At 66.4% G+C, this 21,472-nt stretch carries 20 protein-coding genes; 14 read left to right on the top strand and 6 right to left on the bottom strand.

Annotation, left to right across the window (positions count from 1 at the left end; all coding sequences use genetic code 11):
- Positions 1-46 precede the first annotated feature (46 nt).
- The 5 genes from AC3WLC_RS14170 to AC3WLC_RS14150 all read left to right on the top strand — a co-directional run bounded on the left by AC3WLC_RS14170 (position 47) and on the right by AC3WLC_RS14150 (position 4,138).
- A complete protein-coding gene (locus AC3WLC_RS14170) occupies positions 47-262 on the top strand; it encodes a hypothetical protein (RefSeq protein WP_493684579.1) in 216 nt (71 codons plus the stop codon).
- Positions 263-402: 140 nt separating this feature from the next.
- A complete protein-coding gene (locus AC3WLC_RS14165; RefSeq protein ID WP_493684578.1) occupies positions 403-1,869 on the top strand; it encodes a TolC family protein in 1,467 nt (488 codons plus the stop codon).
- Positions 1,870-1,890: 21 nt separating this feature from the next.
- Positions 1,891-3,327, top strand: coding sequence for a multicopper oxidase family protein (locus AC3WLC_RS14160; RefSeq protein WP_493684577.1), 1,437 nt, complete (start codon positions 1,891-1,893; stop codon positions 3,325-3,327).
- A gap of 30 nt (positions 3,328-3,357) precedes the next feature.
- Entirely contained in the window at positions 3,358-3,837 is a 480-nt protein-coding gene (locus tag AC3WLC_RS14155; protein WP_493684576.1) for a cupredoxin domain-containing protein, read from the top strand.
- A gap of 22 nt (positions 3,838-3,859) precedes the next feature.
- Complete coding sequence (locus AC3WLC_RS14150) at positions 3,860-4,138, top strand: copper-binding protein (RefSeq protein WP_493684575.1); 279 nt, start codon at positions 3,860-3,862, stop codon at positions 4,136-4,138.
- Between the two features lie 331 nt (positions 4,139-4,469).
- Here AC3WLC_RS14150 and AC3WLC_RS14145 read toward each other — a convergent pair whose 3' ends face one another.
- The 3 genes from AC3WLC_RS14145 to AC3WLC_RS14135 form a co-directional block, all read right to left on the bottom strand.
- On the bottom strand, positions 4,470-5,567 hold the full coding sequence (locus AC3WLC_RS14145) for an ABC transporter ATP-binding protein (protein WP_493684574.1): 1,098 nt from the start codon (positions 5,565-5,567) through the stop codon (positions 4,470-4,472).
- Position 5,568: 1 nt separating this feature from the next.
- Entirely contained in the window at positions 5,569-7,284 is a 1,716-nt protein-coding gene (locus AC3WLC_RS14140; protein WP_493684573.1) for an ABC transporter permease, read from the bottom strand.
- Between the two features lie 135 nt (positions 7,285-7,419).
- Positions 7,420-8,748 carry an ABC transporter substrate-binding protein gene (locus AC3WLC_RS14135; RefSeq protein ID WP_493684572.1) on the bottom strand — a complete coding sequence of 443 codons (1,329 nt, stop codon included), beginning with the start codon at positions 8,746-8,748 and terminating at the stop codon, positions 7,420-7,422.
- 164 nt (positions 8,749-8,912) lie between these two features.
- On the opposite strand from AC3WLC_RS14135, the gene AC3WLC_RS14130 reads away from it, so the two are divergent.
- Both AC3WLC_RS14130 and AC3WLC_RS14125 read left to right on the top strand, forming a co-directional pair.
- On the top strand, positions 8,913-9,557 hold the full coding sequence (locus tag AC3WLC_RS14130) for a DUF47 domain-containing protein (RefSeq protein ID WP_493684571.1): 645 nt from the start codon (positions 8,913-8,915) through the stop codon (positions 9,555-9,557).
- Between the two features lie 15 nt (positions 9,558-9,572).
- Positions 9,573-10,586, top strand: coding sequence for an inorganic phosphate transporter (locus AC3WLC_RS14125; protein WP_493684570.1), 1,014 nt, complete (start codon positions 9,573-9,575; stop codon positions 10,584-10,586).
- A gap of 9 nt (positions 10,587-10,595) precedes the next feature.
- On the opposite strand, the gene AC3WLC_RS14120 is transcribed toward AC3WLC_RS14125, so the two are convergent.
- Positions 10,596-11,426 (bottom strand): TIGR01459 family HAD-type hydrolase, encoded by an 831-nt coding sequence (locus AC3WLC_RS14120; RefSeq protein ID WP_493684569.1) that lies wholly within the window; start codon positions 11,424-11,426, stop codon positions 10,596-10,598.
- 197 nt (positions 11,427-11,623) lie between these two features.
- On the opposite strand from AC3WLC_RS14120, the gene phnD (AC3WLC_RS14115) reads away from it, so the two are divergent.
- From phnD (AC3WLC_RS14115) to phnE (AC3WLC_RS14105), 3 genes are read left to right on the top strand one after another with little or no spacing between them, the layout of a single operon-like run.
- The gene (phnD, locus tag AC3WLC_RS14115) at positions 11,624-12,676 is read left to right on the top strand and encodes a phosphate/phosphite/phosphonate ABC transporter substrate-binding protein (protein WP_493684568.1); all 1,053 of its coding nucleotides are present in this window, start codon (positions 11,624-11,626) and stop codon (positions 12,674-12,676) included.
- A 20-nt stretch (positions 12,677-12,696) separates the two neighbouring features.
- Entirely contained in the window at positions 12,697-13,488 is a 792-nt protein-coding gene (gene phnC / locus AC3WLC_RS14110) for a phosphonate ABC transporter ATP-binding protein (RefSeq protein WP_493684567.1), read from the top strand.
- The gene (gene phnE / locus AC3WLC_RS14105; protein ID WP_493684566.1) at positions 13,485-15,116 is read left to right on the top strand and encodes a phosphonate ABC transporter, permease protein PhnE; all 1,632 of its coding nucleotides are present in this window, start codon (positions 13,485-13,487) and stop codon (positions 15,114-15,116) included. Before phnC (AC3WLC_RS14110) ends, phnE (AC3WLC_RS14105) begins: the two co-directional genes overlap by 4 nt.
- A 24-nt stretch (positions 15,117-15,140) precedes the next feature.
- Here the strand turns inward: phnE (AC3WLC_RS14105) and AC3WLC_RS14100 are convergent, their stop codons facing one another.
- Both AC3WLC_RS14100 and AC3WLC_RS14095 read right to left on the bottom strand, forming a co-directional pair.
- The gene (locus tag AC3WLC_RS14100; RefSeq protein ID WP_493684565.1) at positions 15,141-16,211 is read right to left on the bottom strand and encodes an LLM class flavin-dependent oxidoreductase; all 1,071 of its coding nucleotides are present in this window, start codon (positions 16,209-16,211) and stop codon (positions 15,141-15,143) included.
- 461 nt (positions 16,212-16,672) lie between these two features.
- A complete protein-coding gene (locus AC3WLC_RS14095) occupies positions 16,673-17,563 on the bottom strand; it encodes a LysR substrate-binding domain-containing protein (protein ID WP_493684564.1) in 891 nt (296 codons plus the stop codon).
- A 108-nt stretch (positions 17,564-17,671) separates the two neighbouring features.
- On the opposite strand from AC3WLC_RS14095, the gene psrA reads away from it, so the two are divergent.
- From psrA to phnE (AC3WLC_RS14075), 4 genes are all read left to right on the top strand, one after another.
- On the top strand, positions 17,672-18,760 hold the full coding sequence (gene psrA / locus AC3WLC_RS14090; RefSeq protein WP_493684563.1) for an iron-containing alcohol dehydrogenase PsrA: 1,089 nt from the start codon (positions 17,672-17,674) through the stop codon (positions 18,758-18,760).
- 76 nt (positions 18,761-18,836) lie between these two features.
- A complete protein-coding gene (phnD, locus tag AC3WLC_RS14085; RefSeq protein WP_493684562.1) occupies positions 18,837-19,712 on the top strand; it encodes a phosphonate ABC transporter substrate-binding protein in 876 nt (291 codons plus the stop codon).
- Positions 19,713-19,744: 32 nt separating this feature from the next.
- On the top strand, positions 19,745-20,554 hold the full coding sequence (phnC, locus tag AC3WLC_RS14080) for a phosphonate ABC transporter ATP-binding protein (protein WP_493684561.1): 810 nt from the start codon (positions 19,745-19,747) through the stop codon (positions 20,552-20,554).
- A 15-nt stretch (positions 20,555-20,569) separates the two neighbouring features.
- Entirely contained in the window at positions 20,570-21,373 is an 804-nt protein-coding gene (gene phnE, locus AC3WLC_RS14075; protein WP_493684560.1) for a PhnE/PtxC family ABC transporter permease, read from the top strand.
- The last annotated feature ends 99 nt before the right edge of the window (positions 21,374-21,472 follow it).

Below are 21,472 nucleotides of genomic sequence, written 5' to 3'. Positions count from 1 at the left end.
AAGCCCGCTGCTACCCCTGCCGCATCGAAACAGGGGATGCCGAATCGTGACTTTGGTGAAGGTGCCGTTGCTGATGGCGGTCGCTCTGGCGCTCGGCGCCTGCTCCGCCACGATCCCAGACCATCTGGCGCGGCCGGCCGATCCGAACGCCCGTGTTCCTGCTGTCTCCTATCGCAGCGTGACGGCCGGTGCCGCCAGCTTCCGTCCGGCCGAGCCCAAGGATTGGCGCGAGCTCAACCGCCAGGTCGGGCCGAAATCATGACGCTGCCTGCCCGACCGACCGCATCGCTCGATTCCTCTGCGCAACGCCGATCGCCTTGGCTCCTCCGTTCCCCACAAGGGGGAGGGGCTCCCCGCCCCTTGTCCGGTTGCGCCGCGGAATCATCGAAGGAAAGGCCGACCGTGCTCGCTCCGACCAAGCCCAACGCCCGCCGCCTGCTGCGCTGGGGCCTGCTCGCCGGGACGGCGGCCGTGCTCGGCGGCTGCGCCGGCTTCTCGCCCGATGGCGGCATGGCGCCGATCCAGGGCGCGACTTACGCCGAGATCGGCAAGGATGTCGTCAAGATCGGCGACGACCAGATCGCACTGACCGCCAAGGCGCGGGTCGACCAGTTGCTGCGCAAGCCACTGACGGCGGACAGCGCAGTCCAGGTCGCGCTGCTCAGCAATCGCGGCCTGCAGGCTTCGTTCAACGAGCTCGGCATCGCCGAGGCGCAGATGGTCGCCGCCAGCCTGCCGCCCAATCCGCGCTTCGGCATTTCCAAGCTCTCCGGCCGCTTCGAGGTCGAGGTCGAGCGCCAGATCGTCGGCAGCCTGCTCGCGCTCATCACCTTGCCGGCCAGGGCCGAGATCGCCAGCGACCGCTTCAAGACCGCGCAGTTGCGGGCGGTCGAGGCGGTGCTGCGGCTCGCTGCCGATGCCCGCCGCCAATACTACCGCGCCGTTGCCGCCAACGCGCAGGTCGCGTTCTATCAGGAGGCCAAGGCCTCAGCCGATGCGGCGTCCGAGCTGTTCAAGCGGCTCGGCGAGTCCGGCGGCGTCAACAAGATCGACCAGGCCCGCGAATTCGCCTTTGAGGCCGAATTGACCGTGCAGCTCGCCCAGGCGCGCCAGCAGCAGAGCCAGGAGCGCGAGCGGCTCATTCGCCAGCTCGGGCTCTGGGGTAACGACCTGAAATTCCGGCTCGGCAGCTTGCCGCCCTTGCCCCGGCTACAATCGGTCAAGGCAATCGAAGCCGAGGCGCTGCGCAAGCGCATCGACATCCAGATCGCGCGCGCCGAGCTCGACACACTGGCGAAGTCGCTCGGCCTCGCCAATGCGACGCGCTTCGTCAACGACATCGACCTGCTTGGGCGGCGCACCTATGACCGCAGCCGCAGCATCAACGACCATGGCCATGTCGAGCGCGAATCCAGCCGCAGCAAGACGCTGGAGCTGGAGATCGACATTCCGATCTACGATTTCGGCCAGTCCAAGGTCGCGCTCGCCGAGCAGACCTACATGCAGGCGGCGAACAGGCTGGCGGAAAAGGCGATCAATGCCCGCTCGGAAGCGCGCGAGGCCTATACCGCCTACCGCGCCAATTACGACATCACGCGGCAATACCAGAACAACGTCCTGCCGCTGCGCAAGATCATCCAGGAGCAGTCGCTGCTGCAATACAGCGGCATGCTGAACGATGTCACCGATCTCATCACCGATGCGCGCAACCGCATCCTCTCCAATGTCGCGGCGATCAATGCCCGCCGCGATTTCTGGATCGCCCATACCGACTTCAAGCATGCGCTGATCGGCGGCGGCAGCGGAGGCGGCGGCTCAGCCACGGTCGCTGCGGCGGGCGGCGGCGATGCCGGCGGCGGCGGACACTGAGCGGGCGGAAGGAGCAGAACCATGACCACGCTATCGCGCAGAGGCTTCATCGGCACCTCCGGCCTCGTCATCGCCGCAGCCGGCGCCGTGTCTGGACGGACGGCCTTCGCCGCCGTGCCCGAGGCTCCGACCATGACGGAAGCAACCACGCAGGCGCCCTTGGTGCCGACGACCGGGCCGGACTACCAGCCGGTCGCCACGCTCAACGGCTGGACCTTGCCCTGGCGGATGAACGGCGACTGGAAGGAGTTCCATCTCGTCGCCGAGCCGGTGGTGCGCGAGTTCGCGCCCGGCATGAAGGGCTATCTCTGGGGCTATAACGGCCAGTCGCCCGGCCCGACCATCGAGGCGGTCGAGGGCGACAAGGTCCGCATCTACGTCACCAACAAGCTGCCGGAGAGCACGGCGGTGCACTGGCACGGCCAGCGCCTGCCCAACGGCATGGATGGCGTCGGCGGGCTGACGCAGCCGCATATCCCGCCGGGCAAGACCTTCGTCTACGAATTCCAGCTCCGGCGCTCGGGCACCTACATGTATCACCCGCATTCGGACGAGATGGTGCAGATGGCGATGGGCATGATGGGCTTCTTCGTCGTCCATCCCAAGGACCCGGCCTTCCGCCGCGTCGATCGCGACTTCGTCTTCCTGCTCAACGCCTTCGACATCGAGCCCGGCTCCTATGTGCCGCGCGTCGCCGAGATGACCGAGTTCAACATGTGGTGCTGGAACAGCCGCGTGTTCCCCGGCATCGACCCGTTGGTCGTGGGCAAGAACGACAAGGTCCGGATCCGCTTCGGCAACCTGACCATGACCAACCACCCGATCCACATGCACGGCTACGAGTTCAAGGTCTCGTGCACCGATGGCGGCTGGGTCGATCCAGCGGCGGCCTGGGACGAGGTCTCGATCGACTGCGCCGTCGGCCAGATGCGCGCCTTCGACTTCGTCGCCGACGAGCCCGGCGACTGGGCGATCCATTGCCACAAATCGCACCACACCATGAATGCGATGGGGCATTCAGTGAAGAACTATATCGGCGTGAGCAAGAAGGACCTGGCCAAGCGCATCGCCAAGATCGCGCCGGGCTACATGCCGATGGGCTCGAACGGCATGGGCGAGATGGGCTCGATGGAGATGCCCCTGCCCGACAACACCCTGCCGATGATGACAGGCTTCGCCCAGTTCGGCCCGGTCGAGATGGGCGGCATGTTCTCAGTCGTGAAAGTCCGCGAAGGCCTCGCCAAGAACGACTACAAGGACCCCGGCTGGTTCAAGCACCCGGAAGGCACCGTCGCCTTCGAATACAAGGGCCAGAAGCTCGCCGAGGCGGCGCGCGGCACCTCCCCCGACAGCGGCATCGAGCCGACCGAATGGCGGGTCAAGGACCCGCGCAAGCCGAGCCTCGGGCCGGACGGCAAGCCTCGGCCTGCGGCCAAGAACCCGCACTCCAACCACTGAAGACGTCGACCTTCCCAGCAGGAGAGCCTCATGACGACAGCATTCAAGCTCGCCGCGATCGCGGTTCTGTTCTCCGCCGGCACAGCCCTGGCAGGCCCCGGCGGCGCCGGGCATGGCCATGGCGACGAGACCGCCTATGGCAAGGCCGGCGATCCCAAGAAGCCAGCACGGATCATCGCGATCGCGATGGCCGAGCGCGACGGCAAGATGTCCTTCATCCCCGACCGGATCGAGGTGCGCCGCGGCGAGCAGATCCGCTTCCAGCTGCGCAACAATGGCGAGCTCGATCACGAGCTCGTCCTGGCGACGCTGGAGGAGAACCTCAAGCACGCCGTCGAGATGCAGAAGAACCCCGACATGGAGCATGACGATCCGAACGCCAAGCGTCTTCAGCCGAAGAAGACCGGCGAGATCGTCTGGGCCTTCACCAAGGCGGGCGAGTTCGACTTCTCCTGCCTGATCCCCGGTCACCGCGAAGCCGGCATGACCGGCAAGATCATCGTCAAGTAAGCCTGAACGAAAGGAGCATCCCATGCTCAGGACGACAGCCACCCTCGCCCTTCTTCTCCTTGCCCTCCCGGCGGCCGCGCAGTCGGTCAGCGGCACGGTCACCAAGGTCGACGAGCCCCAGGGCAAGCTCACCATCAATCACGGGCCGATCAAGAACCTCGACATGGACGCGATGACCATGGTGTTCCGCGCCGGCGATCCGGCCATGCTGAAAGGGTTGAAGGCCGGAACGAAGATCAAGTTCGACGCCGACCGGGTCAACGGCCAGATCACCGTCACCAAGCTCCAGAAGGCGAAGTGACGCTGCATCATCGGGGCGGGTCATGCCGATCCGCCCCTCTGCGCCGGGGCCGGTGTCCCGGCGCTGATTTTCCTGGGCGGACTGTCCGCCGCATTCGCCTCCGACAGCGATCTGCAGCGCGTCCTGCTCGAACACGGTTGCGTCAAGCCGCAGGTCGAGACCGTGCTGAGGCAAGGCTCGCTTATCGCCTACCGGGCCAATTGCCTGGGGACCTCGCACAAGGTGCTCGATGTCGTCTGTACCGACCATGGCTGCAGCGTAACCACTGCGCCCGGCTCGGCTCGCATCGAATAGCACGCGACGGCGGCGGCGCCCGGCCTCAAGGTCCCACTCAGGCGGAGAGCCAGTGAAGCGCCCCCGGGGCGAGCTTCAAGCTGGCCTCGCTCCCAACCTCGAACAGCTCACGCCCGGACTGGAACGGCATGTCGACCGCCACCTCGGCAGAGCCGATGCGAGCACCGTAGCGGACGCTCGCGCCGAGGAATTCGCGGTTGGCGATGACGCAGGGCAAGGACAGCGCGCCGTCCTGCGTGCCGGCCCGCTCGACGAGGCTGGCATGCTGCGGGCGGAAGACCAGCGCCGCGCCATCGGGGACGGCGGCCCCCTCGCCGATCGGGAATTTCGCGCCGCCGTCGACCTCGAAGCAGCGCTCCGCACCGCTGCCGACAACACGCCCCTTCAGGATATTGGCCGTGCCCAAAAAGCCGGCGACGAAGAGGTTGGCGGGGCGCTCGTAGAGCTCCATCGGCGTGCCGACCTGCTGGACGATGCCGTCATTCATCACGGCGATGCGGTCGCAGATCGAATTCGCCTCCTCCTGGTCATGGGTGACGAAGATCGTGGTCAGGCCGAGCCGCTGCTGCAGATCGCGCAATTCGCGCCGGACCTGCACCCGCATCTTGGCGTCGAGATTGGAGAGCGGCTCGTCGAGCAGCAGCACCTTGGGCTCGACCGCGACGGTGCGGGCCACCGCGACGCGCTGCTGCTGGCCGCCGGAGAGCTGCGAGGGCCGGCGCTCGGCGAGGTGGGCGAGCCCGACGAGGCCGAGCGCCGCCTCGACCCGCCGGTCGATCTCGGCGCGCTTCACGCCGCGTTCCTCCAGCCCGAAGGCGACGTTGCGGCGCACGCTCATATGCGGCCAGAGCGCATAGGACTGGAAGACCATGCCGACATCGCGCTTCCACGGCGGCAGGCCGGAAATGTCCTGCCCGCCGATCGCGACGCGGCCGGTATCGGCGTGGTTGAAGCCGGCGATCAGCCTAAGCAGCGTGGTCTTGCCGCAGCCGGACGGACCGAGGAAGGCAAAGAATTCGCCCGGCTCGATCGCGAGGCTGACGTCCTTCAGCACATGGTTGTCGCCATAGGACAGGTTGACGCCCTCGATCGCGACCGAGACGGCCGGCGTGGTCAGGGAGACGTTTGCGTTCATGTCAATGGCCCATTCCCTTGGCCTTCTGGCTACGTTCGACGATGAGGTGCGAGAGGAAGGTACAGGCGGCGACGAGCACGACCGCGACGACGCCGAGCGCCGCGCCCGGCCCGCGCCCGGCGGCCGACTGCATGAAGACATAGAGGCCATAGGCCAGCGGTGCGTCGGAATTGGACTGGACCAGCATCAAGGTCGCCGAGAGCTCGACCGCCGCCGTCGCGAAGGAGGTGACGAAGCCGGCGAGGATGCCGCCCGTCATCAAGGGCACGACGATGCGGCGCACCGTGCGGGCCTTGGTGGCGCCGAGATTCTCAGCCGCCTCCTCCAGCGAGACCGAGATCTGCTGGAGCGCGGCATGGCAGGCACGCAACGCATAGGGCAAACGGCGGATCGCCAGCGCCATCACGATGGTGATCCACAGCGCCGCGAGCGGCGTCCCGTCAGGCAGGGTGATGCCGTAGAAGGTCCTGAGATAGCCGATGCCGAGCACGACGCCGGGAATGGCGAGCGCCGAGGTCGCCATCCAGTCGAGCCATTCGCGGCCGACGAGCTTGGTGCGCAGCACGAGATAGGCGATGGCGACGCCGAGCACGATGTCGATACCGCCGGCGAGTGTGGCGTAGATCAGCGTGTTCTTGATGTAGAGCGAGCTCTCGCCGAAGACGCGCGCGTAATGGGCAACCGTGAAGCCGTCGGGCAGCGGCGAGAACGACCACACCGTAGCGAAAGAGAGCAGCAGCAGCGCCAGGTGCGGCGCCAGCACCAGCGCCAGGATCAGGATGACGACGCCGTAGCCGAGCACCGCCTCATGCGGGCGCATCACCCGCCGGGCGAGTCCGCCGCCGCCGCGCTGGGTCGTGGCGTAGTCGCGCCCCTTCAGCGCCAGCGCCGAGAGCCACATCGCCAGCACCGAGGCGACGATCAGCACGACCGAGATGACGTAGCCCATCGGGTCGGCGATGCCGATCGAGGTCACCCGCAGATAGGCCTGCGGCGCCAGCATGTCCTTGACGTTGAGCAGGAGCGGCGTCGCGAGATCGTCGAAGACCTTGACGAACACCAACGAGGCGCCGGCGAGATAGCCCGGCAGCGCCAGCGGGAAGACGATGCGGCGGAACAGGCGAAAGCCGGAAGAGCCGAGATTCTGCGCGGCTTCTTCCATGGCGCGATCGATATTGCGCAGCGCCGCCGAGAGGTTGATCAGGATGAACGGGAAATAGTGGACCGACTGGACGAAGATGACGCCGTTCAGCCCCTCCATGAAGTCGATCTTGAAGCCGAACCAGTCGTCGAGCAGCAGGTTGATCGAGCCGTTGCGGCCGAAGAAGAGCTGCATCGCCACGGCGCCGACGAAGGGCGGCATGATCAGCGGCAGGAAGCCGAGCGTCTGCACGATCGCGGCGCCGCGGAAGGCGAAACGCGTGGTGAGATAGGCGAGCGGCAGGGCGAGCACGGAGGCCCAGACCACCGACATCGCCGAGACATAGAACGAGTTCCACAAGGAGCGCATGAACAGCTCGGTGCGGACGAAGTCGTAGAAGTTGACCAGCGTGAAGGTCGAGGTGCCCTTCTCGGTGAAGGCGACATAGATCACCGTCGCCACCGGCAGCACCAGGAAGACGAGCAGGAAAGCCGCGATGGCGAGCGCCAGCGCGATCTGGCCGGGCGTGGCGGCGAGCGCGCGGGCGCGCGGTGGGGTGGCGGGGACGGCGGTCATGATGAGCCTTGCGAGAGGGCGTCATGCCCGGGCTTGACCCGGGCATCTCCGGATGATCGGCACAGCTTCAACCGAGCCATATCCGGCATGAGATTCCCGGGTCGGCGCATGCGCGCCGCCCGAGAATGACGCTCGTCACTTCGCCGCCTTAAGCGCCTCCTCGGCCTTGACCTTCGCTTTTGCATAGTTGTCGCGGGCGAAGCTTGCCCATTGCGCCTCGACCTCGGCCTGGCGCGCGCCCTTCTCCTTGCCGCCGGTGAAGGCGGCGCGCAGCTCGGGGCTCGCGGCTTGTGCCTCCGTCACAGGCAGCGCGGCGATCAGGTTGCGCGCCTCGTCGGCGAGCGCCTTGGCCTGGGCGTTCGGCTTCTTGGCCAGCGCCGCATCGACCTCGTGCAGCGTCTTGGTGACGCCCTTCAGCGCTTCGAGCTGGAAGGAGATCAGCTGGTCGAACAGCGTATCGACGACAGCGGTGCGCGCTTCCGACTTGTCGACGTCGAAGCCGATCATCTTCTGGAAGCGCGGATCGGTGAACGGGTTCGGATAATCGGCGCCGGCCTTGGCATAGACCGCAGGGTTGACCGGCAGGCGACGGATGCCCGGCTCGAGCAGCACCTCCTGCCCGGTCGGCGAGAGCAGGAACTCGATGAAGGCCTCGGCCGCCGCCTTGTTCGGCGGGTTGGCGATGATGCCGACATTGGCCGGCACGACCGTGGTGACCGTCGGGTAGACGAACTTGACCGGGAAGCCCGAGGCCTGCGCCGAGAAGGCGAAGAAGTCGATGACGATGCCGACGCCGACCTGGCCGGAATTGACCGCCTCCGGCACGCCGAAGGAGCGCTCGGTGATCGAGTGGAAATTACCGGACATCTCCTTGAGGGTGCGCCAGCCCTTCTCCCAGCCCTCGCCCTGCAGGATGGTCTCGACGGTCAGGTGCGTCGTGCCCGAGCGTGCGGGCGAAGCGATCGAGACATGGCCGTAGAAGGCCGGCTTGGCGAGGTCCTGCCAGTCCTTGGGCTCGGGCAGCTTGTTGGCCTTGGCATAGCGCTCGTTCCACATGATGCCGTAGCCCGAGGCGGCGAAACCGAAATAGAAGCCGGCGGGATCGTTGATCGGATAGGAGCCGATCTTCTCGGGGATGCCGGTCGCCTTCGGCTTGTAGGCTAAGAGCAGCTGCTTGCCCTTCAGCACCTCGAAGGCATCGGGCGCTGAGGCCCAGAACAGGTCGACCTGATTGTTGGCCTTGGTCTCCTCGACATATTTCACGCCGGCATTGGTGTTGCGGTTCTGGACCTCCAGCGTGACACCGGGCACCGCCTTCTCGAAGGCCTTCTTGATCGGGTCGGTGACGTCCTTCGAGAACGAGGTCACGACCGTGACCTTGCCCGACGGCGCTTGCGCATGAACAGCCGAGGCGGCCAGGGCCAGTCCGAGCGCCGAGACGAGCGCGATCCTGCGTGTAAACATCCAAATCCTCCCTTTCGTCTTCTGTGCCCGCCGACGTCGAGGCCGGCGGCTGGCAAAACCGGTGAATCCGGATTGCCGTTGTCGCAAAACTGTCACAAAAGGCGCAGGCGTGTCATCCCGCTCATTTGCCGCGGGGCGGACTAAGTTGGTGAGAGGCCGTTCCGATGCTGGGCTGGTTCCAGAAGCTGCTGCCGAAGGAGGACAAGTTCTTCGTGCTGTTCGAGCGTCATGCGCAGACGCTGCAGGCGGGCGCGGCGGCGCTCGACGGCCTGCTCAGCGGGGCGACGCCGATCGAGGCCAGCTGCGCCGAGATCTTCGCCGAGGAGAACCGGGCCGACGCAATCGCCGGCGAGGTCATGCTCGAGGTCGGCCGCACCTTCATCACGCCCTTCGACCGCGGCGACATCGAGGAACTGATCGGCTCGATGGACGATGCCATCGACCAGATGCAGAAGACCGCCAAGGCGATCCGCCTGTTCGAGGTCGAGAGCTTTACGCCCTGCATGCAGGAGCTCGGCAAGACGGTCGTCGCTGCCTCGCAGAAGGTTGGCGAGCTCCTGCCGATGCTGCGCGACATCAAGAAGCACGCGGTCGGCATCGGGGCGCTCGCCAAGGAGATCGGGGCGATCGAGGAGCACTCCGACCAGCTTTACGATCAGGGCCTGAAGGAGCTGTTCAAGGCCCATCGCGGTACCGACGCCATGGGCTTCATCGTCGGCGCGGAGATCTACGACCACTTGGAAAAGGTGGTCGACCGCTTCGAGGACGTCGCCAAGCGCGTCAGCCGCATCGTGCTCGAACACCTCTGAGCGGCGCGGCCTCCTGTGGACTTCGCCAGCTTCGCCCCCGCCCTCCTCTTCCTGATCGCCGTCGCGCTGCTGTTCGACTTCCTGAACGGCCTGCACGACGCCGCCAACTCGATCGCGACCATCGTCTCGACGCGAGTGCTGGCGCCGCAATGGGCGGTGTTCTGGGCCGCCTTCTTCAACTTCATCGCCTTCCTGTTCTTTGGCCTGCACGTCGCCCAGACGGTCGGCTCCGGCATCATCCAGGCGACGATCGTCGATGACCGGGTGATCTTCGGCGCGCTCACCGGCGCGATCGTCTGGAATGTCGTGACCTGGATCGCCGGCATCCCGTCGAGCTCCTCGCATGCGCTGATCGGCGGGCTGGTCGGCGCCGGCCTGTCGAAGGTCGGCTTCTCGGCGATCGTCTGGTGGGGCCTCGGCAAGACCTTCGTCGCGATCTTCATGTCGCCGGCGATCGGCTTCGCGCTGGCGCTGCTCTTGGTGCTGATCGTCTCCTGGACCTTCCTGAGGGTGGCGCCGATCAAGGTCGATTCGACCTTCCGCCTGCTGCAATTCGTCTCGGCCTCGCTCTATTCGCTCGGGCATGGCGCCAACGACGCGCAGAAGACGATGGGCATCATCGCAGTGCTGCTGTTCTCGCACGGCATGATGGGCGACACCTTCTCGGTGCCGTTCTGGGTGGTGATCTCCTGCCAGGCGGCGATGGCGCTCGGCACGCTCTGCGGCGGCTGGCGCATCGTCCACACCATGGGCTCGAAGATCACCCGGCTCTCGCCGCAGCAGGGCTTCTGCGCCGAGACCGGCGGCGCCATCACCCTGTTCATGGCGACTTATCTCGGCGTGCCCGTCTCGACCACGCACACCATCACCGGCGCGATCATCGGCGTCGGCGCGGCAAGGCGGGTCACGGCGGTGCGCTGGGGCGTCGCCCGTGGCATCGTCTTCGCCTGGATCGTCACCATGCCGGCCGCCGGCCTGATCTCGGCGCTGGCCTATTTCCTCTCCGGACTGTTCCTGACCGGCCGCTGAGCGAGGGCATCAGCCGAGCAGCGGCAGCGCATAGGTCGGGCTTTGCCCGGCGCGGGCGAAGAGCGCGAGGCAACTCGCTGCATCCATCGCCGCGCCATCCCAGCCGATCTCGCCGCGGTGGATGCCGCCACCGATGAAGACGCTGTCGATGCCGGCGCCCTGCGCACCGGCGATGTCGTGCTCGAGCGAATCGCCGATCGCGATCACCCGGCTGCGGTCGAGCCCGAGCTTCGCAAGGCAGGTGCGGTAGATCCGCGGCTGCGGCTTGCCGTGATAGCGCACGGCGCCGCCGAGTTGCTCATAGACGCGCGCGACGAGGCCGGGTGCCTCCTGCAGGCCGCCGTCAGCGCTGGCGCGGTGCAGGTCGGGATTGGCGCAGACCATCGGCAGCCGGCGGTCGCTGGCCGCTTCGAGCAAGCTCATCCAGCCGGCGACCGACTGCTTGGGTGGATCCATCGTCATCAGCAGGATGAAATCGGCCAAGGCGACATCCTCGACGAGGTCGAGACCCAGGCCTTCCGCCAGATGCGCTTCGCCCTCACGCGCCAGCAGCAGGCAGCGGCGGCCGAGCGCTTGGTGGAACGGCTCGTCGCGCGCCGCCAATGCGTCGCGGGCGTCGTCCCCGGCCGAAACGATCTCGTCATAGAGCTCCAGCGCGAAGCCGAATCTCATCAATTGCTTGGCGTTCTCGGCTCCGCTGCGCCCGGAATTCGAGAGGATGATCACGCGCTTACCGGCGCGTCGCAGCATCTGCAACGCGGCGACGGCGCCGGGATAGGGCCGGACGCCATCATGCAGAACGCCCCATTGGTCGAGCAGGAAGCCGTCATAGCGCGGCATCAACGCCGCCAGATTGTCCGGAAAGATTGTGGGAAGAGGATTTCGCATCGCCTGGGTTGGTGCGCGGGTCAATCGTCGCGGTGGACAAGGCCACTATAGTCGTAAGACGAGACGCCCCGCCCGGCTGGAATATGACAGTTTTGTGTCACATACTATAGCCAGCTCACAATCAAGATCGACCGGGAGAGACGCCGACTATGACTAAGACGCTGACTTGCCTGTCCGCCACAACCTCGCTGCTGCTGAGCCTCGGGCTCGCAGGCGCGGCACAGGCACAGGCACAGGACGCCTGCCCCAATCGCGGCCAGCTCGACACGATGTATTGCGACGCCAACAAGGACTTGGTCGCTGACGTGCCGACCGAGGCCTCGAAGCTGAAGGACCCGTCGGCGCTGGTCTGGGCCTATACGCCGGTCGAGGACCCGGCCGTCTACGCCAACATCTTCAAGCCGCTGACCGACCATCTCGCCGCCTGCACCGGCAAGCGCATCGTCTATTACCCCGTGCAGTCGAACTCGGCCGAGATCGAGGCGATGCGCTCGGGCCGCCTGCACTTTGCCGGCTTCTCGACCGGCCCGACGGGATTCGCCGTCAACCTTGCCGGCGCGATCCCCTTCGCCGCCAAGGGCTCGGCCGAGGGCGTGCGCGGCTACAACCTCGTCGCCGTGGTCAAGGCCTCCAGCCCCTATCAGAAGCTCGCCGACCTCAAGGGCAAGAAGGTCGCCCACACCTCGCCCTCGTCGAACTCAGGCAACCTCGCCCCGCGCGTGCTCTTCCCCGAGTTCGGGCTCGAAGCCGACAAGGACTACAAGCCGCTAATGTCGGGCGGGCATGACAAGTCGCTGCTCGGCGTCGTCTCCGGCGACTACGACATGGGCGCCGTCGCCGGCGACGTCTACGAGCGCATGATCGTGCGCGGCACGATCAAGAAGGAGGATACCCGAGAGATCTATCGCAGCGCGATCTTCCCGACCTCGTCCTTCGCCTATGCGCACGACCTCAAGCCCGAGCTCGCCAAGAAGCTGACCGACTGCTTCTTCTCCTTCCGCTTCACCCCGGAAATGACCAAGGAGTTCAACGGCGACGATCGCTTCCTGCCGATCACCTACCAGAAGGACTGGGCGATCGTGCGCGACGTCGCCGAGAAGTCGGGCACGCCCTACAACAAGTCGGCCTATGACACCGAGGCCAAGCGCGAGGCGGACGAACTCGCCAAGAAGAAGGCGCAGCCAGCGCCAGCCAAGCCCTGATCGAAGGCTCTTCCCAGCTCATGAGCGCCCTTCCCGTCGCAGAGGCGCCCGGCCATGGCCGGGCGCTCGTCATCCGCAATCTCGTCAAGGAGTATCGCAAGGGCCAGCCGGTCCTGCGCGACATCTCGCTCAGCGTCTCCGAGCCCGGCATCGTCGCGATCATCGGCCCCTCCGGCACCGGCAAGTCGACGCTGATCCGCTGCATCAACCGGCTGGTCGACCCGACCTCCGGCTCGATCATGCTCGGCGGGACCGATCTGGCGAAGCTGCAGGGCGAGCCGCTCAGATCAGTGCGCCGGCGGCTCGGCATGGTCTTCCAGGAATACAATCTGGTCGAGCGGCTGACGGTGATCGAGAACGTGCTCTGCGGCCGGCTCGGCTATGTCCCGGTCTGGCGCGCCTGGACACGGCGCTTCCCCGAGGAGGATATCGCCCGCGCCTTCGCCCTGCTGGAATCGGTCGGCCTCGGCGACTTCGCCACCCGCCGCGCCGACCAGCTCTCCGGCGGCCAGCGCCAGCGCGTCGGCATCGCCCGCGCGGTGATGCAGGAGCCAGACCTGATCCTCGCCGACGAACCGACCTCCTCGCTCGATCCCAAGACCTCGGTCGAGATCATGGAACTGCTCGCCAAGGTCGGGCGCGAGCGCAATATCCCGGTGCTGGTCAACATTCACAACGTCGCGCTCGCCCGACGCTATGCCCTGCGGATGATCGGCATGTCCAAGGGCCTCGTGATCTATGACGGCCCGCCGGCCGGGCTGCAGGACAGCCATCTCGCCGAGATCTATGGCGGCGAAGGCTGGATGGAATGAGCGCCCCTCCCCTCAGCGAAGGCCTCAGCCTGCGCGCCCGCGCCTTCCCGCCGAACTGGCCGCTGCGCCTCGGCGCGGTGCTGTTCGTCGCCTATGTGATCTATGCGGCGGGGATCGTCGATATCCGCTGGGAGCGCTTCGTCCAGGGCCTCGGCAATGGCGCGCGCTTCCTCGGCCGCATGTTCCCGCCGAACCTGGCGCACGACAAACTGCAGCTGCTCGCGCAGGGCATGCTGGAATCGCTGCAGATCGCCATCATCGCGACCGGCGCCGGCGTGCTGCTCGCTTTGCCTGTCGGCCTCTGCGCCGCTCGCAACCTGATGCCCCTGCCGGTGACGATCCTGGCGCGCGGGCTGATCGCGCTCTGCCGGACCTTCCACCCGGTCATCGTCGCCATCCTCTTCGTCAAGGCGGTCGGCTTCGGCGCGCTCGCCGGCATCCTGGCGCTGATCGTCGCAACCATCGGCTTCATCGCCAAGCTGATCGCCGAGGCTATCGAGGAAATGTCGATGAAGCCGATCGAGGCATTGCGCGCCGCCGGCTCGCCCTTCCTCTCGGTCGTGACCATGGGCGTGGTGCCGCAGGTGCTGCCGCGCTTCATCGGCTTTGCCGCCTATCAGCTCGATTCGAACCTGCGCAATTCCGCCCTGGTCGGCCTCGTCGGCGGCGGCGGCATCGGCGCGACGCTGTTCACCGCCTTCCAGCGCTTCGACTACGACTTCGTTCTGACCATCATCATCGCGATCATCCTGGCGGTTATGGCCGGCGAGATCCTCTCCGCCTTCATGCGCCGGGTCTATCAGGACGAGGCGCCGACCGGCGAGGTCAAGCAAGGAGCGTCCGGCCCGGTCTGGCATCGCTTCACCGCCGCCGAGCGTGGCATGCGCCTCGCGTTCTGGGCGGTGGCAGCGCTGGCGCTGGGCTGGTCGGTCCAGACCATCGAGGTGATCCCGGAATTCCTCTATGACGCGCCGGAGCAGACGGTCGACCTCTTCGCGCGGATGTGGCCGATCGACTGGGCCTATTTCCCCAAGACCGTGCAGCAGGCGCTGATCGAGACACTGCACACCGCAACGCTCGGCACGGTGCTGGCGATCCTCATGGCGACGCCGGTGGCGCTGATGTGCGCCCGCAACATCTCGTCCTCGGTCTGGGTCAACACGCTCGGCCGCTTCATCCTGGTCGCGACCCGCTCTGTGCACACGCTGGTCTGGGCGCTGCTCTTCGTCGCTGTGTTCGGGCCTGGCGCGCTCGCCGGCGTCATGGCGGTGGCGGTGCACTCGATCGGCTTCACCGGCAAGTTCCTGGCCGAGGCGATCGAGGAGGCCAAGCCCGGCCCGATCGAGGCGCTGCGCGCAGCCGGAGCGCCCTGGCGTTCCGTTTTGCTCAAGGGCTTCTGGCCGCAGGTGAAGCCGGCCTTCCTCGCCGTCAGTCTGTTCCGCTGGGACATCAATGTGCGCGAAAGCGCCGTGCTCGGCCTGGTCGGCGCCGGCGGCCTCGGCGTCGCCCTGCAGGCGGCGATGGACAATCTCTACTGGGACCAGGTCGGGCTCGTGCTCGTCGTGATCTTCGCGGTGGTGGTGGTCACCGAGATCGTCACTGCGACGCTGCGCGCCAAGGTGATCTGAGACGGGAGGCTGACGCCTCCCGCTTCAGTTCCGCAGCAGGGGCAGCAGCTGGTCGCCCTGTCGCCTGATCTCGGGCAAATAGGGCGTGTCCGACAGGACGAAATGGCTGATGCCGAGGTCGCGGTACTTGCGCAGCGAGCGCGCGACGTCCTCGGCCGAGCCGACCAGCCAGGTGGTGCCGGCCCCGCCGCCACCGAACTTGCCCGGTGTCGTATAGAGATTGTCGTCGAGCACCTCGCCGCGGCCCTGCAGGTCGAACAGGCGCTGCTGGCCGACAGCGACGCCGCGCCGATGGTCGTTCCAGCCGCCGCCCTTGCCCTGCGCCATTTCGGCGACCTTGGCCTCGGCCTCCGCCCAGGCCTGTTCCGTGGTGTCGCGGACGAAGGTGGTGACCCGCAGTCCGAATTCGAGTGGCGGCAGGTCGCGGTCGAGATCGCGGCTCAGCGCCTTCAGCCGCTCGATGCGCTGACCGACATCCGCCAGCGGCTCGCCCCAGAACAGCTGGACGTCGGCTTCCGTCGCAGCCACCCGCTCCGCCGCCTCGGAGGCACCGCCGAAGTAGAGCCTGGGATGGCGCCGCGCGCCGCGCTGTTTGATCCGCGGCACGACGGTCGATCCGTCGACACGGAAGTGCTCGCCGGCGAAGTCGACACTCTCTTCAGTCCACAGCCTGCGGACGAGGCGCATGAACTCCCTGGTGCGGCCATAGCGATGCGCCTGGTCGCCCTCGCTGTCGCCATAGGCGGCGAGATTATCCTTGCCGGAGACGATGTTGATGCGCACGCGCCCGCCGGTCAGGTGGTCAAGCGTCGCCACGGCGGAGGCGAAGTTCGCCGGCCGCCAATAGCCCGGCCGGATCGCGATCAGCGGCTCGAAGCTGGTGGTGCGGGCTGCAAGCGCGGCCGCCACCGTGAAGGTGTCCGGCCGACCCCAGCCGGTGCCGATCAGCGCGCCCTTCCAGCCATGCTCCTCCAGCGCCCTGGCGTGGCTGGTCAGCGTCTCCAGGCTGTTGTGGCCTTCGACCGCGGAATCGCCGCGATGACCGGGCTCGACGACGTTGGGGATGTACCAGAGATAGTCAGCTTCAAGGCTCATGTCTTGGCTTCGTGAACGGGCGGCATCTGCACTCGCCCCAGACTGCCTCGCTGCCCAGCAACGCGTCAATGAAACGTTCTTTCAAAAGAACGCTCCTGATGAGATGACAATCTCCGTCCTCTGCCGAGGAAGGAAATATCGTGCTCGCCCCTCAGCGCGCCGGCATATATCCGGAGATCACGCGCTTCTCAGCCCGATCAGGAAACACCCGCTTTCAAATGCCTTGAGGATCGTTCTTTTCTAAGAACAATATTCACAGCTCAAGGAAGCAGCAGAGATACTGGCGATCGATCGTTCCCATCTGATCCCGGCGCCGGAGCTTATCGAAGGCGCCAAGGGAGACAGGGCCGAGCCACTGGAAGCTGGAGCGGCGATTGGCCGCCCAGGCGACCTTTGGCAGCTCGGCCCCCATCGACGGCGGCATGAGCATGAGTCGACGTCCGCTTTCCGCGAGGCCGGGGTCATTCCCGAACATGTGCGTCGAAAGCACCACGCGTGCGGTGCACGACCTCGAGAAAGGCCTTGATGATTCGGCTGGTCTGCCGCTGTCTCAGCAAGACGACATGCGCATAGGTATAGACCTCCGCGCCCTCGATCGGGATAAGCCGCAGCGTCTCATCCGGAACGAACTCGGCCTCCGAGACATAGCTGATGCCGAGCCCGCGGATCACCGCTTCGCGGACGGCCTCGCGGCTGCCGATCTCCATGACGAGGCGGGGTTTCGTGCCCGTCTTGGCTAACGCACTCTCGAACGCGCGCCGCGTCGTCGACCCCTGCTCGCGCGCGATCATCGGCTCGCCTTCCAGCTCCGGCAGCCGGACACTGCGCCGGTCCGCCAGGCGATGATCGCGCCGCACGAAAACCGCGACAGGATGGCGGCGATAAGGGATGGTCAGGAGCCGATCATCCTCGTCGATATAGGCGAGGACCGCGACGTCGCATCTATAGCTTTCGAGATCGTCGAGCACCTCGGCGGAATTGCCGATCTTCACCGCCAGCTCGATGCCTGGATAGGCCTGGTTGAAGGCGGCGAGCATCTCCGTGACATGGAAGGGCCCGACCGCGCCGATCGAGAGCCGGCCCGTTCGCAGCTCCCGCGATTCCGTCAGGAAGGCGAGCGCCTCGGCCTCTTCGGCGAACAGACGGGTGGTGATCCCCAGCAATTGACGCCCGGTATCGCTCAGCTCGCGCCGGCGGCCGCGCTTGACGAAGAGCTCGACGCCGAATTCCTCCTCCAGCGCACCGACCTGCGCCGTCAGGGTCGGCTGGCTGATGTTGAACGCCTCGGCGGCGGCGTTGAAGCCGCCCGCATTCGCAACGTTGTGGAAGGATCTGAGCTGGGTATAACGCATAGATAATTGCTATCCATTTGGATCAAAAAATCAATTTGTTATACGTGCTGAGCTCTGTGAGCATCCTCTCAACGAAGCCGGCAAGGCGCATCGACGAGGATGGAACGCATGAACTGGGCGTACTGGAACCCCGTGAAGATCAGGTTCGGCAATGGTCTCCTCGACGAGGTCGCCGGGCTGATTGGCCAGCGCCGCTGGGCCCTCGTCACCTATGACCAACCGCTCTTCCGCGAGTTCTCCGCCAGGTTGACCGCGGTGGCCGGCGCGCCGGTCGTCTCGATCACCAATATCGAGACCAATCCGGATTGCGCCGATCTCATCGAGTCCTGCCGCCAGTTCGGCGCGGCCGAGCCGGCCGAGGTCATCGTCGCGCTCGGCGGCGGCTCGATGATCGACGCCGCCAAGGTGCTGGCCGCCAGCAACGGCGATTTCGAGACCGTGCGCCGCCACCTCGTCGAGAAGACGCCGCTCGACGAGGCCGCGATCATCCCGATCATCGCCGTGCCGACCACGGCCGGCACCGGCAGCGAAGTCACTTCCTGGGCGACGGTCTGGGACTCGGCCAATGGCAGCAAGTACTCGCTCGCCCATCCCCGGCTTTATCCGGAGACGGCGGTGCTCGACCCGACCTTGACGGCCGGTGCGCCACGCGGCCTCACCCTCGCAACAGGGCTCGACGCCCTCTCCCATGCGCTCGAAAGCATCTGGAACGTCAACGGCAATCCGGTTTCGGCCAACTACGCGGTCGAGGCGGCCAGGGAGATCATCGAGACGCTGCCGCGCCTGCTGGAGCGGCTGGATGATGTCGAGCTGAGGACCCGGCAGATGCGCGCCAGCCTGCTGGCGGGTCTCGCCTTCTCCAACACCAAGACGGCGCTCGCCCACAACATCTCCTACGACATCACATTGAAGAGCGGCACGATCCACGGCATCGCCTGCTCCTTCTCGCTGCCGATGGTGATGCGCTGGGCGATGGGCGCGCAGCCACAATGCGACGCGGCGCTGCGCCGGGTCTTCGGCCCCGATCTCGAAGCCGGCGCCGAGCGCCTCGGCGCCTTCCTCAGGGACCTCGGCGTCGCGACCGACCCCGCCGCCTATGGCGTCTCGGCCGGCGAATGGAATCACCTCGTCGGCAAGGCGCTCGAAGGCGAGCGCGGCCGCAACTTCATCGGCAGACAGGCGGCGATGGCCGCCTGAGAACGTACCGGGCAACGACGCCCATAACGGCTCACCGGCAGATCAAAAGATCGCCGGATCATCTTGGGAGGATGACATGACCACCACGCGTCGCACGATACTCAAAGGTTCGCTGGCCGCCGGAGCGCTGCTGGCGGCGCCGGCCCTGGTTCGGGCCCAGACCAAGCTGGTCCGCGTCGGGCTGATCCCGTCCGAGGATTCGCGGGCGATGCTGGAATCGAGCGCCCAGCTCCTCGCCGCGCTCCAGAAGAATCTCGGCATCACCGTCCAGGGCTTCGTCGCCTCGGATTATAACGGCGTGATCGAGGCGATGCGCTCGAACCATGTCGATGTCGCCTATCTCGGCCCGTTTTCCTATGTGCTCGGCACCACGGTCGCGGCCATCGAGGCCTTCGCCACCGCAGAGACCGCCAAGTCGAGCCGCAGCTTCTACCGCAGCCAGATCATCGCGCGGAAGGACAGCGGCATCGCCGACTGGAAGGACCTGAAGGGCCGTACTTTCGCCTTCGTCGATCCGTCCTCGACCTCGGGCCATCTCTTCCCGAAGGCCGGTTTGATGAAGCTCGGCTTCGATCCCGAGAAGGATTTCGGCCGCGTCCTCTTCACCGGCTCGCACGACGCCAATGCGCTCGCCGTCGCCAACAAGCGCGTCGACGCCGCGACGATCGCCGACCGTATCCTTGATGCGGCCGTGCAGAAGAAACTGGTCGATCGCGCCGATATTCACGTCGTCTGGGAGTCGGACCCGATCCCGGAATCGCCGACCTGCTGGCGCAAGAACCTGCCGGAGGATCTGAAGGCGAACATCAAGTCGGCCTTCCTGAACATCCGGGATATCACCTGGGCCGACCAGGGCAAGCTCAACCGCTTCGTCGAGACCAACGACCAAGCCTACGACATCATTCGCGAGACCGCGAAGGTGCTGAAGCTCGATCTCACCAAGATGAAGTAAGTCGCGCAAGCGCGACCGGCGGAGAAAGCGGCATGATCAAGATCGAAGGGCTGAAGAAGTCCTATGCGGGCCGCCCGGTCCTGCAGGGCATCGACCTCAGCGTAAAAGCCGGCGAGTTCCTCGTCGTGCTCGGCCCCAGCGGCGCCGGCAAGTCGACGCTGCTGCGCTGCATCAACGGGTTGGCCCAGCCCGATGCAGGGCGGACGGTCATCGACGGCAAAGTACTCGACCTCAGGCGCGGCTCTGCCGGCAAGCGACCGGTCGCGATGATCTTCCAGCATCATAATCTGGTGAAGCGCCTGTCGGTGCTGAAGAACGTGCTGGTCGGCCGCATGGCGGGCTTGTCGTCCTTCCTCTCGATGCTGCAGCTCTTCCCGAGAAAGGACGTCGGCATCGCGATGGACTGCCTGGCACGGGTCGAGCTCGCGCAGAAGGCGAATTCGCGCGGCGACCAGCTCTCAGGCGGCGAGCAGCAGCGAGTCGGCATCGCCAGAGCGCTGGCCCAGCAGCCGGCGGTGATCCTCTGCGACGAGCCGGTGGCGAGCCTCGATCCCAAGACCTCGCGCATCGTGCTCGGCTACCTCAAGGCGATCTGCAAGGAAGAAGGTATCGCGGTGATCTGCAACCTCCATCAGGTCGACTACGCCGTCGAGTTCGGCGAGCGCATCGTCGGGCTGAGCGGCGGTCGCGTCGTCTTCGACGACACGCCCGACCAGCTCACCTCCGAGATCGTCCACCAGATCTATCCCGGCCTCGAAGACCCCGGAATCAGCCGCGTCCTCAAGCCGCGTCCGGCGAGCCAGCCCGTGCTGGCGCCGATGATCGCCACCGCAACCGCCTGACGGGGAGCTGAGCCAATGTCGTTCGGAACGCTGCAACTCGTCATCCGCCCGCCGCAGGGCCGCTTCGGCTGGTGGGGCGTTGGCTTCGTCACCCTCGCCGCGCTGGTCTTCCTGTGGTGGGCCGCGCTCGGCTCCCAGATCAACGCCAATAATCTCTGGAACGGCATCCCCTATATGGTGGACTTCCTGGTGCGGATGATGCCGCCCAATCCAGAGTTCCTGGAGCGGCTGTGGCGGCCGGCGCTGGAGAGCCTGCAGGTCGCGGTCTGGGGCACGCTGCTCGGCGTCGTCATCGCTCTGCCGGTCTGCTTCTTCGCGGCGCGAAACCTGAGCCCGAGCCCGGTCGTCTTCCATGCGACGCGGCAATTGCTCAACTGTATGCGCGGCATCAACGAGATCATCCTGGCGTTGATCTTCGTCGCCGCCATCGGGCTCGGCCCCTTCGCCGGCGTGCTGGCGCTCGCCATCCATGGCGCCGGCATGCTCGGCAAGTTCTTCGCCGAGGCGATGGAGGATATCGACGAGGGGCCGTTGGAGGCCTTCCGCTCGGCCGGTGTCGGCCCGTTCAAGACCTTCTTCTTCGGCGTGCTGCCGCAGGTGCTGCCGGCCTGGCTCGGGACGATCTTCTATCGGCTGGAGACCAATGTCCGCCAGTCGACGGTGCTCGGCATGGTCGGCGCCGGCGGCATCGGCTTCGAGCTCGTCTCCTCGATGAAGCTCTTCAAATACCAGGACACCGCGACCTGCATCCTCGTGATCCTCGCCATGGTCCTGATCGCCGACCTGGTCTCGTCCCGCGTCCGCGCCCTGATCCGCTGATCGGCGCCGACCCAAGGAGTTCGTGATGAACATGCATTCTACGGTTGGGTCTGAGGTTGTGGTGAACGGTCGGGGGTATGCCCGTCCGGTTCGTCCGAC

The sequence above is a fragment of the Allobosea sp. GW821-FHT03A12 genome (assembly GCF_058986765.1).
This window is presented reverse-complemented; position numbering and strand designations above follow the sequence as displayed.